The 13,459-nt window shown below is 72.4% G+C and carries 11 protein-coding genes and 1 pseudogene; 9 read left to right on the forward strand and 3 right to left on the reverse strand.

The features are described 5' to 3' along the window. The first annotated feature begins 144 nt into the window (after positions 1–144). On the forward strand, positions 145–1,584 hold the full coding sequence (locus OG422_RS22365) for a M1 family metallopeptidase (RefSeq protein ID WP_405744791.1): 1,440 nt from the start codon (positions 145–147) through the stop codon (positions 1,582–1,584). Positions 1,585–1,603: 19 nt separating this feature from the next. On the opposite strand, the gene OG422_RS22370 is transcribed toward OG422_RS22365, so the two are convergent. Further along, the gene (locus OG422_RS22370; protein ID WP_143942084.1) at positions 1,604–2,233 is read right to left on the reverse strand and encodes a trimeric intracellular cation channel family protein; all 630 of its coding nucleotides are present in this window, start codon (positions 2,231–2,233) and stop codon (positions 1,604–1,606) included. Positions 2,234–2,328: 95 nt separating this feature from the next. Here OG422_RS22370 and OG422_RS22375 point away from each other — a divergent pair, with 95 nt between their 5' ends. Beyond that, on the forward strand, positions 2,329–3,177 hold the full coding sequence (locus OG422_RS22375) for a thioesterase family protein (RefSeq protein WP_405744795.1): 849 nt from the start codon (positions 2,329–2,331) through the stop codon (positions 3,175–3,177). On the opposite strand, the pseudogene OG422_RS22380 reads toward OG422_RS22375, so the two are convergent. Then, a pseudogene (locus tag OG422_RS22380) lies at positions 3,135–3,734 on the reverse strand (alpha/beta fold hydrolase); the annotation flags it as partial. The gene OG422_RS22375 and the pseudogene OG422_RS22380 overlap by 43 nt on opposite strands. 142 nt (positions 3,735–3,876) lie before the next feature. On the opposite strand from OG422_RS22380, the gene OG422_RS22385 reads away from it, so the two are divergent. Beyond that, positions 3,877–5,046, forward strand: coding sequence for a cysteine desulfurase family protein (locus tag OG422_RS22385; RefSeq protein ID WP_143942087.1), 1,170 nt, complete (start codon positions 3,877–3,879; stop codon positions 5,044–5,046). A 15-nt stretch (positions 5,047–5,061) separates the two neighbouring features. Here OG422_RS22385 and OG422_RS22390 read toward each other — a convergent pair whose 3' ends face one another. Next, positions 5,062–5,721, reverse strand: coding sequence for an N-acetylmuramoyl-L-alanine amidase (locus tag OG422_RS22390; RefSeq protein WP_143942088.1), 660 nt, complete (start codon positions 5,719–5,721; stop codon positions 5,062–5,064). A 54-nt stretch (positions 5,722–5,775) separates the two neighbouring features. Here OG422_RS22390 and mnmA point away from each other — a divergent pair, with 54 nt between their 5' ends. From mnmA to ligA, 6 genes are all read left to right on the forward strand, one after another. Then, a complete protein-coding gene (gene mnmA / locus OG422_RS22395) occupies positions 5,776–6,903 on the forward strand; it encodes a tRNA 2-thiouridine(34) synthase MnmA (RefSeq protein WP_405744799.1) in 1,128 nt (375 codons plus the stop codon). Positions 6,904–7,140: 237 nt separating this feature from the next. Then, complete coding sequence (gdhA, locus tag OG422_RS22400) at positions 7,141–8,517, forward strand: NADP-specific glutamate dehydrogenase (protein ID WP_405744802.1); 1,377 nt, start codon at positions 7,141–7,143, stop codon at positions 8,515–8,517. Between the two features lie 131 nt (positions 8,518–8,648). After that, on the forward strand, positions 8,649–9,191 hold the full coding sequence (locus OG422_RS22405; RefSeq protein WP_143942091.1) for a TIGR00730 family Rossman fold protein: 543 nt from the start codon (positions 8,649–8,651) through the stop codon (positions 9,189–9,191). A gap of 105 nt (positions 9,192–9,296) precedes the next feature. Next, a complete protein-coding gene (locus OG422_RS22410; RefSeq protein WP_405744805.1) occupies positions 9,297–9,986 on the forward strand; it encodes an SDR family oxidoreductase in 690 nt (229 codons plus the stop codon). 100 nt (positions 9,987–10,086) lie between these two features. Beyond that, positions 10,087–11,136, forward strand: a complete 1,050-nt coding sequence (locus OG422_RS22415; protein WP_405744808.1) for a methionine synthase — start codon at positions 10,087–10,089, stop codon at positions 11,134–11,136. Between the two features lie 32 nt (positions 11,137–11,168). Further along, a complete protein-coding gene (gene ligA / locus OG422_RS22420) occupies positions 11,169–13,385 on the forward strand; it encodes an NAD-dependent DNA ligase LigA (RefSeq protein WP_143942094.1) in 2,217 nt (738 codons plus the stop codon). Positions 13,386–13,459 lie beyond the last annotated feature (74 nt).

A 13,459-nucleotide genomic window follows, 5' to 3' on the forward strand; every position in this document is an offset into this window, starting at 1 on the left:
CGCCCGTGCCCGGGTGGCGGGAAGTCCCGGGCCCGCATGACGAGTTGGCAAAGTCCCGCGCCGGGAGCCGCGGCGGCGGGCAGAGTCGGCCCGCTGCGCCCCGTACGAATCCCACATCCGTGTGTCCGAAGAGATGGGCTCACCATGGCACTCTCCGTATCCGCACTCCGCCGCCCCCGGCTGCTCTCCCTGGCCGCCGCCTGCACCGTCGCCGCCACGGTCTGCGGCGTGGCCACCGCCCCCGGCAGCGTCGCCGCCGCACCCGTCGGCACCCCCGGCGCGCCCGGCGCGGGCGACACCTACTTCCCGAACCTCGGCAACGGTGGCTACGACGCCCTCCACTACGACCTGGGCGTCAGCTACCACCCCTCCTCCGGCCGCCTCGACGGCCGCACCACGCTCACCGCCCGCGCCACCCAGAACCTCAGCGCCTTCGACCTCGACCTGCAGAAACTCGATGTCGCCGCCGTCCGGGTCGACGGTCGCCCGGCGCGCTTCACCAGATCCGGCGACGAACTCACCGTCCGGCCCGCGCGGATGCTGCGCGACGGCCGGACGTTCCAGGTGACCGTCACCTACAGCGGCGTGCCCCAGCCGCTCGGCGGGCCGATCATCTTCGGCTCCGACTACGGCTGGATGAAGACGAAGGACGGCGTCTTCGTGGCGTGCGAGCCGAACGCCGCCTCCACATGGTTCCCTTCCAGCGACCACCCCGGCGACAAGGCGACGTACGACATCCGCATCGACGCGCCCAAGGGGCTGACCGGCGTCTCCAACGGGCGGCTGATCGACTCCGGCGAGCGCGGCGGCCGCTCGTACGCCCACTGGCGCGAGAGCCGCCCGATGGCGACATATCTGGCCACCGCCACGATCGGGAAGTTCGACGTCCGCACCGGCACCACGCCCGGCGGCACGCCGATCTACGTCGCCACCGACCCGACGCTGCCCGCCGGGAAGGTCGATGTCTACGGCGTCACGGCGGAGGCCACGGATTACTGGTCGAAGGTGTTCGGGCCGTACCCCTTCGAGGAGACCGGCGCCATCGTCGACGACATGCCGCAGGCGGGCTTCTCCCTGGAGGTGCAGTCCAAGCCCGCCTACTCGGCGGTCCGCAACGAGTCCACCATCGTCCATGAACTGGCCCACCAGTGGTTCGGCGACTCCGTCTCCGTCAAGGACTGGCAGCACATCTGGCTCAACGAGGGCTTCGCGAGCTACGCGCAGTGGCTGTGGGACGAGCACAAGGGCACCAAGAGCGCCCACGACGCGTTCCGCGAGGCGTACGCCGCGACACCCGCCGACGACCCGTTCTGGAAGATCAAGGTCGCAGATCCGCAGTGGGACACGATGTTCTCCCACGCGGTCTACGACCGGGGCGCGATGACCCTCCAGGCGCTGCGCGAACGCATCGGTGACACCGCGTTCTTCACGCTGCTGCCCGCCTGGACCGCCGCCCACCGCTACGGCAACGCCGAGACCTCGCAGTTCATCGCGCTGGCCGAAAAGATCTCCGGCCAGCGGCTGGGCGACCTCTTCGACGCCTGGCTGAACACCGGCTCCCGGCCGCCGCTGCCGAAGCCGTAAGGCCGCCGCCCCGGCCTCGTCAGTCGTCCGCGCCCCCGTGGCGCGCCGAACGGTGCGGCCGGGGCAGGTGCAGCCCGAAGTAGACCGCGCCCATCCGCAGCGCGAAGACCAGTCCGGCGGAGGCGGCGGTGGCCGCGGTGCCGCCGATGCCGAGATGGTGCAGGGCCAGCAGGAGGGCGGCGCCGGCCAGCGCGGCGATGGCGTAGACGTCCTCGCGCAGCAGCAGTGGCGGGAACTCCCCGCACAGCACATCGCGGATGACCTCACCGGCCACGCCCGTCAGCACCGCCAGGATGATCACCGCGAGCGGGGTGGCGCCCGCGTCGATGGCGGCGCGCGCCCCGATCACGGTGACGACGGCGAGCCCGACCGCGTCGACGACCAGCAGGGACTTCCGCGGCAGGGTCCAGAAGCGGAGATAGACCATGGTGGCCACGCCGACGCAGATGATCAACGTCAGCAGTACCCAGTCGTGCGTCCAGTAGAGCGGGTGCCGATTGAGGATCAGATCGCGCAGCGTGCCGCCGGAGATCGAGGCGGCGAAGGCGAGCACCAGACCGCCGAAGGGGTCCATGTTCGCGCGGTACGCGGCGAGCACGCCGCTCGCGGCGAACGCGGCGACACCGAACAGGTAGAGCACGTGCAGCATGCCGGGATCATCCCAGGCCGCGGCGGTGCGTCTACCCGCAGGGCGCCGCAAACCGACACTACCAGTCGGTAACTTTTCGGTGTAGCGTTCCGGCCATGGCACAGGTGACCCTTGGCAACAGCGAGTTCGACCGGGACACGGCGGTGGTGCGCCGCGCCCCGGGGCGCTACGATGCACAGCTCTCCGCAGGCTGGACGATCATCCGGGCCGTCAACGGCGGCTACCTCCTCGCCCTCATGGGCCGCGCGCTCGGCGACGCCCTGCCGCACCCCGACCCGTTCTCGGTCACCGCGCACTACCTGACGGCGTCCGTCCCCGGGCCCGCCACCCTCCGCACCGAAGTGGTCCGCACCGGCCGCACCATGTCGACCGGCACCGCCACCCTCGTCCAGACCGCGCCAGACGGCACCGAGGTCGAGCGGATGCGGGTACTCGCCTCCTACGGCGACCTCGCCGCGCTCCGCGACGACGTCCGCACCAGCGCCAAGCCCCCGGAGCTGCCCCCGTACGAGCACTGCCTGGGCACCGGCAGCGCACCCGACGGCGGATCGGCGATACCGGGCAGCACCGCCATCGCCGACCGGCTCGACATCCGGCTCGACCCGGCCACCTCGGGCTGGGCCATCGGCGCGCCCTCCGGCAAGGGCGAGATGCGCGGCTGGTTCGGCCTCGCCGACGGCCGCGACCCGGACCCGCTCTCCCTGCTGCTGACCGTCGACGCCATGCCGCCCACCGCCTTCGACCTGGGCCTCTCCGGTTGGGTGCCGACCGTCGAGCTGACCTGCCACATCCGCTGCCGCCCGGCTCCGGGCCCGCTGCGCGTCGCCGTCACCACCCGCAACCTCGCCGGTGGCTTCCTGGAGGAGGACGCCGAGGTCTGGGACTCCGCCGACCGCCTCGTCGCCCAGTCCCGCCAGCTGGCCCGGGCGCCGCTGGGGGACTGAGGGTCCGGGCCGGGGCGCAGCCCGGTGGCGCTCGCCGAGGCGACGTACTCACGCACCAGCGCCCGGTGCAGCGCGGGCGGCAACTGCGTGAAGACGTCCGCGTGCCGCCCCAGCAGCCGGTACGCCGGGGACTCCCAGGGCGCCATCGCCACCGGGTCCACCAGTGCCAGCCGGGCATGGCGCGCGCCGTGCAGCAGATGCGCCCGCAGCGCCACACAGCCCCCGAAGTCGTGTGCCACCACGGCCGGTTCGGTCAGCCCCCAGTGGTCCAGCAGCTCGGTGAGGACCACCGCCTGCGCGGCCAGCGAGACGTCCTGCCCGGCGCGCATCTCCGAGGCGCCGTAGCCCGGCATGTCCCAGACATGGACCCGCCGCCGCCCGGCCAGTGCGCGGGCCACCGACCGCCAGACGTGCGACGAGAACGGCGTTCCATGCAGCAGGGCGACGGGCGGCTCCTCGCTCTCCTCCGGGCCGAGCACGGCCCAGCGCACCTGCCCGGTCGAGGCGGCGAACGTACGGTCCAGGTGGCACGGCACCTCTTGCGTCGCTGATGTCATGACCGTCAGGCTAATGACTCCTTACGGAGGGCGTCGAGAGGCCCGACGGCGGGCACGCGGGCGGTGCGGCGCGGCGGCGCCCCCGCGCGCCGGACATGCGCCCCCGGGGGCCCGGACGGCCGCCCGTAGAATCGGGGGCACCATGGTTTACCTCGACCACGCCGCCACCACGCCGATGCTCCCCGAAGCGGTCCAGGCGATGACCGCTCAGTTGACCGTCACCGGTAACGCGTCCTCGCTGCACGCCGCCGGACGGCGATCCCGGCGCACCGTCGAGGAGGCGCGCGAATCGCTCGCCGCCGCCCTCGGCGCCCGCCCCAGCGAGATCGTCTTCACAGCCGGCGGCACGGAGGCCGACAACCTCGCGGTCAAGGGCCTGTACTGGTCCCGCCGGGACGCCGACCCGGCCCGCACCCGCGTCCTGGCCAGCCCCGTCGAGCACCACGCCGTCCTGGACGCCGTGGAATGGCTCGCCACCCACGAGGGCGCCCGCGTGGAGTGGCTGCCGGTCGACTCCTACGGGCGGGTGCACCCCGACGTGCTGCGCGAGGCCGTCGTCCGCAACCCCGCCGATGTCGCGCTGGCCACCGTCATGTGGGCCAACAACGAGATCGGCACCCTCCAGCCGGTCACCGAACTCGCCGCCGTCGCCCGGGAGTTCGGCATCCCGCTGCACGCCGACGCGGTGCAGGCGGTCGGCCAGACCGAGGTCGACTTCGCCGCGTCCGGACTCGCCGCCATGACGGTCTCCGGCCACAAGATCGGCGGCCCGTACGGCATCGGCGCGCTGCTGCTGGGCCGGGAGTGGGCGCCCGTGCCCGTGCTGCACGGCGGCGGCCAGGAGCGTCAGGTCCGCTCCGGCACCCTCGACACCCCCGCGATCGTGGCCTTCGCCGCCGCCGCCCGCCACGCCGTCGCGCACCGCGAGGAGTTCGCCCGCGAGATCGGCGGCCTCCGCGACGACCTGATCAAGGCCGTACGCGCCGCCGCGCCCGACGCCGTCCTGGGCGGCGACCCGGACCCGGCCGGGCGGCTCCCCGCCAACGCGCACTTCTCCTTCCCCGGCTGTGAGGGCGACTCCCTGCTCCTCCTCCTGGACGCCCGGGGCATCGCCTGCTCCACCGGCTCCGCCTGCACCGCCGGGGTCGCCCAGCCCAGCCATGTGGTGCTCGCCACCGGCACCCCGCCCGAGCTGGCCCGCGGCACGCTCCGCTTCTCCCTGGGCCACACCTCGACCGCCGAGGACGTCGCGGTGCTCGCCGAGGCCATCGGCCCGGTGGTCGAACGGGCCCGGCAGGCCGGACTGAGCTGACTGGGGGCGGCCCCGTTACGCGGCGCCCTTGGGCGGGGTCTTCCGCAGCTCCGCGCGGACCAGCCGCAGATAGCCGTCCCAGTCCCAGTGCGGCCCCGGGTCGGTGTGATCGGCGCCGGGCACCTCGGAGTGGCCCACTATGTGCTTCCGGTCGGCGGGGAACCCGTAGCGGCGGCATATCCCGGCCGTCAGCCGCGCCGAGGCGGCGTACATCGCCGTCGTGAAGTCCTCCGGGCGGTCCACGAAACCCTCGTGCTCGATGCCGACGCTCCGCTCGTTGTACGCGCGGTTGCCCGCGTGGAACGCCACGTCCAGCTCCCGGACGACCTGCGCGATATGGCCGTCCTTGCGCACCACGTAGTGCGAGGCGGCCGCGTGGAACGGATCCTGGAAGACCTTCAGGGCCGTCGCGAAGCTGCCCTGGACGACATGGATCACCACACGGTCTATGGGGTAGTCGTCCGGGCGGTCGGCCCGCCGCCAGTTCGCCGGGGACGCCGCTGTCCACTCCGCGCCCGGCTGGTCGACGGCGCCGGGTGTCCGCGGCTTCCCGGCTTCCGGCAGCAGCCCGCCACGGGCCGCGACCGCGGAACCGGCGGCCACCACCGCGGCGCCGCCGATCCACAGCACCCGCCGTCTGCTGATGCCGGACCCCGTCCGTTCCGTCTTCCCCATGCGCTGGACAACGCGTACGGGCCTGTCGGTGGTTCCGTCTACTCTGGAGAAGTTATGACTGACGCACCCCGCCGCCTGCGCGTACTCGCCGCCATGTCCGGCGGTGTCGACTCCGCCGTCGCCGCCGCCCGCGCCGCCGAGGCCGGACACGATGTGACCGGCGTGCACCTCGCGCTGTCCGAGAACCCGAAATCGTTCCGGACCGGCGCCCGCGGCTGTTGCACCATCGAGGACTCCCACGACGCCCGCCGCGCCGCCGACGTCATCGGCATCCCGTTCTACGTCTGGGATCTCGCCGAGCGCTTCCGCGAGGACGTCGTCGAGGACTTCGTCGCCGAGTACGAGGCCGGCCGCACCCCCAACCCCTGCCTGCGCTGCAACGAGAAGATCAAGTTCGCCGCGCTGCTCGACAAGGCCCTCGCCCTCGGCTTCGACGCCGTCTGCACCGGCCACTACGCCACCGTCGTGCTGCGCGAGGACGGCAGCCGTGAGCTGCACCGCGCCTCCGACATGGCCAAGGACCAGTCGTACGTCCTCGGGGTGCTCGACGACCGGCAGCTGGCGCACGCGATGTTCCCGCTGGGCGACACCCGCACCACCAAGGCGGAGATCCGCGAGGAGGCCGCCCGGCGCGGCCTGTTCGTCGCCAAGAAGCCGGACAGCCACGACATCTGTTTCATCGCCGACGGCGACACCCAGGGCTTCCTCGCCAAGCGCCTGGGCACCGCCGAGGGCGCCGTCGTCGACGAGTCCGGCAACCGCCTCGGCAGCCACGACGGCGCCTACGGCTTCACCATCGGCCAGCGCAAGGGCCTGCGCATCGGCACCCCCGCCCCCGACGGCAAGCCGCGCTACGTCCTCGACATCTCCCCGGTCGACAACACCGTCACCGTCGGCCCCGCCGCCTCCCTCGACGTCACCGCCCTCACCGCGATACGTCCCCGCTGGTGCGGCCGCCCGCCGGCCGACGGCCCGGCCACGTACACCGCCCAGTTGCGCGCCCACGGCGGCGAGACGGAGGTGCGCGCCGAGCTGGTCGACGGCGAGGAGCTGCACGTCACCTTCGCCGAACCGGTCCGCGGCGTCGCCCCCGGCCAGGCCGTCGTCCTCTACGACGACACCCGCGTCGTCGGCTCCGCCACCATCGCCACGACCCGGCGCCGGGCGGCGGCGGGGGCGTAGGGGGTCCGCGGTCGGTCCCGGAGGGGAAGGTTCCGTGCGGGGGCCTTCCCCTCCGCCGGGCGCGGCCGGATTCCGCGGTGCGGATGAGGTTTTCCCCACAGTGCTCTCGATGTGGGGCCCTGCGGCAAATAGTCTCGGAGCTGCGACAGGACGTTTCCGTAAGCCGCCGCCCCTTTCGATTTCGTCAGGAATCGGGGCGCGGGCGGCTTTTCGTCGGTCAGGAAGGGATCCGAAAGCATGTCGACTGTTCAGTCCGAGGGCCGGTCCGGAGTTCACCCGGGGTGGCACAAGGCCCTGCACGCGGAGCTGGTCCGGCGGAATCCCGGGGAGCCGGAATTCCACCAGGCGGCGCTGGAGGTGCTGGAGACGCTGGCCCCGGTGCTCGCGGCGCGGCCGGAGTTCGCCGAGGCCAGGATCGTGGAGCGGATCTGCGAGCCCGAGCGGCAGATCATCTTCCGGGTGCCGTGGCAGGACGATTCCGGGGCGATCCGCGTCAACCGGGGCTTCCGGGTGGAATTCAACAGCGCACTCGGTCCGTACAAGGGCGGACTGCGGTTTCATTCCTCGGTCAATCTCGGAATCGTGAAGTTCCTCGGTTTCGAGCAGATCTTCAAGAATTCTCTCACCGGCCTCAATATCGGCGGCGGCAAGGGCGGCAGCGACTTCGATCCGCACGGCAGGTCCGACGCCGAGGTCATGCGGTTCTGTCAGTCGTTCATGACGGAGCTGTACCGGCATCTGGGCGAGCACACCGATGTGCCGGCCGGTGACATCGGCGTCGGCGGCCGCGAGATCGGCTACCTCTTCGGCCAGTACCGGCGGATCACCAACCGCTGGGAGGCCGGGGTGCTCACCGGCAAGGGCCTCGACTGGGGCGGCTCCAAGGCCCGTACGGAGGCCACCGGGTACGGCAACGTCCTCTTCACCGAGGAGATGCTGAAGCGGCGCGGCGAGGAGCTGGACGGCCGTCAGGTCGCCGTCTCCGGCTCCGGCAATGTCGCCATCTACACCATCGAGAAGGCCCAGGCGCTGGGCGCACACGTCCTGACCTGCTCGGACTCCGGCGGCTATGTCGTCGACGAGAAGGGCATCGACCTGCCGCTGCTCCAGGAGATCAAGGAGGTCGAGCGCGGCCGCATCTCCGAGTACGCCGAGCGGCGCGGCAGTTCGGCCCGGTACGTCCCCGGCGGCCGGGTGTGGGACGTCCCCTGTGACGTCGCGCTGCCGTCGGCCACCCAGAACGAGCTGGACGCGGACGCCGCCCGCACGCTGATCCGCAACGGCGTCAAGGCCGTCTCGGAGGGCGCGAACATGCCGACGACCCCGGAGGCGGTGACGCTGCTGAAGGACGCCGGTGTCGCGTTCGGGCCGGGCAAGGCCGCCAACGCGGGCGGCGTCGCCACCAGCGCGCTGGAGATGCGGCAGAATTCCGCGCGCGAGGCGTGGAGCTTCGAGCGGGCCGAGGGTGAACTCGCCGCGATCATGCGGCACATCCACGACACCTGCTACGAGACGGCCGAGCGCTTCGGTATGCCGGGCGACTATGTCGCGGGCGCGAACATCGCGGGCTTCGAGCGGGTCGCGGACGCGATGCTCGCCCAGGGCCTGATCTGACGCGCCCGGCGGCCCCGCCCAACGACGTGCGGGGCCGACGGTGCCGGTCGCCCGCCCGGCACGGCACCTCCGCGCCACCTCCGCCGCGGCCGCCCGAGGGGCGCCGCGCCCCGGCTCGTAAGCTGGCGCGTATGAACATCTGCGTCTTCTGTTCCGCCGCCGACCTCGACGACCGTTACGTCACCCCCGCCCGGCAGTTCGCCGAGCTGATCGGCAAGGGCGGCCACTCCCTGGTGTGGGGCGGTTCCGACACCGGCCTGATGCAGGTCATGGCGGACGGCGTGCAGGAGACCGGCGGACGGCTGATCGGCGTCTCCGTGGAGTTCCTGGCGCACAAGGCGCGCTCCGGCGCGGACGAGATGGTCGTCACCCGGGATCTCGCCGAACGGAAGGCGCAGCTGCTGGAGCGGGCAGACGCCATCGTGATCATGGTCGGCGGCACCGGCACGCTCGACGAGGCCACCGAGATCCTGGAGCTGCGCAAGCACGGGATGCACACCAAGCCGGTCGTCCTGCTGAACACCGCGGGCTTCTACGACGGCCTCAAGGCACAGTTCCAGCGCATGGAGGCCGAGGGCTTCCTGCCGCTGCCCCTGACCGAACTGGTCTTCTTCGCCGAGGACGGCGTGGGCGCCCTGGCGTATCTGGAGGAGCAGGCGGGCATCACCGCCTGACCCGGCTCGCGGCGGCATACACCCAGGTCACTCGGGTGTTCGGCGATATGCGGCCCTTGCGGGGGTATGGGTGGAGTGCCCGCGGCGGCTCGTTAGGATCGGGGTATGGGTACGCACTTGATCACGGGCGCAGGGTCGGGCATCGGAGCGGCGGTCGCACGGCGGCTGGCGGAGCGCGGGGAGGACCTGTGGCTGCTGGCCCGGGACGCCGGGCGGGCCAAGGAGCTGGCCGCGCGGTACCCGGGCGCCCGGACGCTGGTGGGCGACCTCGCCACCCCGGAGAAGCTCGACTGGGCGCTGGGCAAGCAGCCGCTGCCCGAACGGCTCGACTCGCTGATGCACATCGCCGGCGTCATCGAGCTGGGCGCGATCGGTGACCTCGGCGCCAAGGCGTGGCAGCGGCAGCTCGCCGCCAACCTCGTCTCGCCCGCCGAGCTGACCCGGCTGCTGCTGCCGCTGGTCCGCGTCGCCAAGGGGCACGTCGTCTTCGTCAACTCCGGAGCCGGGCTGCGCGCCAACCCCGAGTGGGGCGCGTACGCGGCGAGCAAGCACGGCCTGAAGGCGCTCGCCGACGCGCTGCGCGGCGAGGAGCACGGCAACGGCGTGCGGGTCACCTCCGTCTACCCGGGCCGGACGGCCACGCCGATGCAGGCCCGCACGCACCAGCAGGAGGGCAAGGAGTACGACGCCTCGCGCTGGATCGACCCCGAGTCGGTCGCGACGGCCATCCTCGCCGCCGTCGACCTGCCGCGGGACGCCGAGATCAACGACCTCTCGGTCCGCCCGGGGCGCTGAGCACCGCGCCCCGGGGAACGCCTGCCTCTCCGGGGCGCCCCCGTGAGCCCCGGGCGGGCCACCCGCCACCAGGTGACGTACCGCGTCATACGCTTCCGGGGTGAGCGAGAACAGTACGAGTGAGCGCAGCGGCACGGACGAGCGGGGCGGCGCGCGCCCCTGGGGCGCGGGGACGGCGACTGCCGTGGGCTCGATGCCCGGCGGCGACGCGCGCGAGGCGGTCAGGACCGTCACCGGCTCGCTGGAGACCTTCCCGCACCTGCCGGAGCTGCCCGCCCGCGGCCCCGGAGCCGACATGATCGGCCGGACCTGCGGCCTCCTCGTCGAGCTGTACGCCCATGTGGAGCCCAGCGGCTGGCGGATCAGCGACCGCCCCGGGCGCGACACCCGCCGCGCCCGCGCCTGGCTCGGCGAGGACCTCGACGCCCTGGAGGAGTTCACCCAGGGGCACGAGGGCCCGCTGAAGGTCTCCGCCGTCGGACCGTGGACCCTCGCCGCCGCCCTGGAGTTGCGCAACGGCGAGGCCGCCGTCAGCGACCGCGGTGCCTGCCGCGACCTGACCGCCTCCCTGGCCGAGGGGGTACGCGCCCACCTCGCGGACCTCCGGCGCCGGGTGCCCGGCGCGCGGCCCGTGCTCCAGCTCGACGAGCCGTCGCTCACCGCCGTCCTCCAGGGCCGGGTGAAGTCCGCCAGCGGATACCGCACCCACCCGGTCGTCGACCGCGCCGACGTCGAGGCCGCGCTGCGGACCGTCGTCGACGCCGCGGACGGCGTCCCCGTCGTCGTCCATTCGTGCGCGCCCGCCGTCCCGTTCGCGCTGCTGCGCCGGGCCGGTGCCCAGGGCATCTCGTTCGATTTCTCCCTGCTCACCGAGCGTGAGGAGGAGGCGATCGGCGAGGCGGTGGAGGGCGGCACCGCGCTCTTCGCCGGGGTGGTGCCCGGCGTGGACGGCCGATTGTCAGACCCTGCCGGTAGCGTCATGGGTGTCAGGACGCTGTGGCGCAGGCTGGGGCTGACGCCGGGGACTCTCGCCGAGTCCGTGGTCGTCACCCCGTCGTGCGGGCTCGCGGGCGCTTCGCCCGCATACGCCCGCTCCGTGCTCGCCCACGTCGTCCGGGCCGCGACCTCGCTCGCAGACAACCCTGAGTGACGACCACTCACGGATCACGGGAGGACAAGACGGTGGCTGGCGAACAGCACGCAGTGGCATCAGAGGTGCCCGCGGCGGCGCGGGAGGAGCACGCGCGGCTCGCTGAGCAGATCGAGGAGCACCGCTTCCGGTACTACGTGAAGGACGCTCCGGTCATCAGCGACGCGGAGTTCGACCGGCTGCTGCGCTCCCTGGAGGCGATGGAGGAGGCACACCCCGAACTGCGCACCCCGGATTCCCCGACCCAGAAGGTCGCCGGTGCGTACGCCACGGAGTTCACCGAGGTCGAGCACCGCGAGCGGATGCTCTCCCTCGACAACGCCTTCGACGACGAGGAGTTGGCCGCCTGGGCCGAGCGGATCGCCGGGGAGCTGGGCGGCGACCCGAAGAGTGCCGGTTACCACTTCCTGTGCGAGCTGAAGGTGGACGGCCTCGCCGTCAACCTCACCTACGAGCACGGCCGCCTCACCCGCGCCGCCACCCGCGGCGACGGCCGCACCGGCGAGGACATCACGCCCAACGTCCGCACCATCGCCGAGATCCCGCACCGCCTCACCGGCGAACGGATCCCGGAGCTGGTCGAGGTCCGCGGGGAGGTGTACTTCCCCATGGAAAAGTTCCTGGAGCTCAACGAACGCCTCGTCGCCGACGGCAAGCCCCCGTTCGCCAACCCGCGCAACGCCGCCGCCGGTTCGCTCCGCCAGAAGGACCCCAAGGTCACCGCCACCCGGCCGCTGCACATGGTCGTCCACGGCGTCGGCGCCCGGCAGGGTTTCGCCATCGACTGTCAGTCGCACGCCTACGACCTGCTGCGCGAATGGGGCCTGCCCACCGCCGCGCACAACCGCGTCGTCGACTCCCTCGCCGCCGTCCGCGAGTTCATCGCCCGCCACGCCGACCCCGAGATCCGCCGCACCGCCGTCGCGCACGAGATCGACGGCGTGGTCGTCAAGCTCGACGAGATCCCGCTCCAGGGTCGGTTGGGCTCCACCTCCCGCGCCCCGCGCTGGGCCATCGCCTGGAAGTACCCGCCGGAGGAGGTCAACACCAAGCTCGTCGACATCCGCGTCGGCGTCGGACGCACCGGCCGCGTCACGCCGTACGCCGTCGTCGAGCCGGTCACCGTCGCCGGGTCCGAGGTCGAGTTCGCCACGCTCCACAACCAGGACGTCGTCAAGGCCAAGGGCGTCCTCATCGGCGACACCGTCGTCATCCGCAAGGCGGGTGACGTCATCCCGGAGATCCTCGGCCCGGTGGCCGATCTGCGCGACGGCGGCGAGCGGGAGTTCGTCATGCCCGCCGACTGCCCCGAGTGCGGTACGCCGCTGCAGCCGGCCAAGGAGGGCGACATCGACCTGCGGTGTCCCAACGCCCGCTCCTGCCCCGCGCAGATCCGCGAGCGGCTCTTCTACCTCGCCGGGCGCAAATGCCTGGACATCGAGAACTTCGGCTATGTCGCCGCCACCGCGCTCAGCCAGCCGCTGGAGCCCGCCGAGCCGCCGCTGAAGGACGAGGGCGACCTTTTCGGCCTCTCCATCGAGCAACTGCTGCCCATCAAGTCCTCTGTCCTGGACCCGGATTCCGGCCTGCCCAAGAGGGACCCGAAGACCGGCGAAGAGAAGATCGTGACGTTCTTCGCCAACCAGAAGGGCGAGCCGAAGAAGAACGCCCTGGCCATGCTGGAGAACATCCAGGCGGCCAAGGAGCGTCCGCTGGCCCGGATCATCACCGGCCTGTCGATCCGTCATGTCGGCCCGGTGGCCGCCGAGGCGCTGGCCCGCGAATTCCGCTCCATCGACCGCATCCGCGAGGCCGACGAGGCGGAGCTGGCCGCCGTGGAGGGCGTCGGGCCCACCATCGCCGCCTCCCTCAAGCGCTGGTTCGAGGTGGACTGGCACCGCCAGATCATCGAGAGCTGGCGCGCGGCCGGTGTCCGTATGGAGGAGGAGCAGCAGGACGACGAGGGCCCGCGCCCGCTGGAAGGCGTCACCGTCGTCGTCACCGGCACCCTGGCGTCCCACACCAGAGATGGCGCGAAAGAGGCCCTGCAGAGTCTCGGGGCGAAGGTGACCGGTTCCGTTTCCAAGAAGACCGGATTCGTCGTCGTGGGTGACAACCCCGGTTCCAAGTACGACAAGGCGATGCAGCTGAAGGTGCCCGTTCTGGACGACGACGGCTTCGCGGTGCTGCTGGAACAAGGGCCCGACGCGGCACGTGAGGTAGCGGTCACGCCGCCCGAGGAGGAGTGACAGGCCAGCCCCTTCGGCGCATACCAGAGTGATCGGGATGGCCGGGTCGCATTCGGGCAACCGCTGCCGATCGC

This window comes from Streptomyces sp. NBC_01525 (assembly GCF_045040405.1).
Classification (GTDB): domain Bacteria; phylum Actinomycetota; class Actinomycetes; order Streptomycetales; family Streptomycetaceae; genus Streptomyces; species Streptomyces benahoarensis.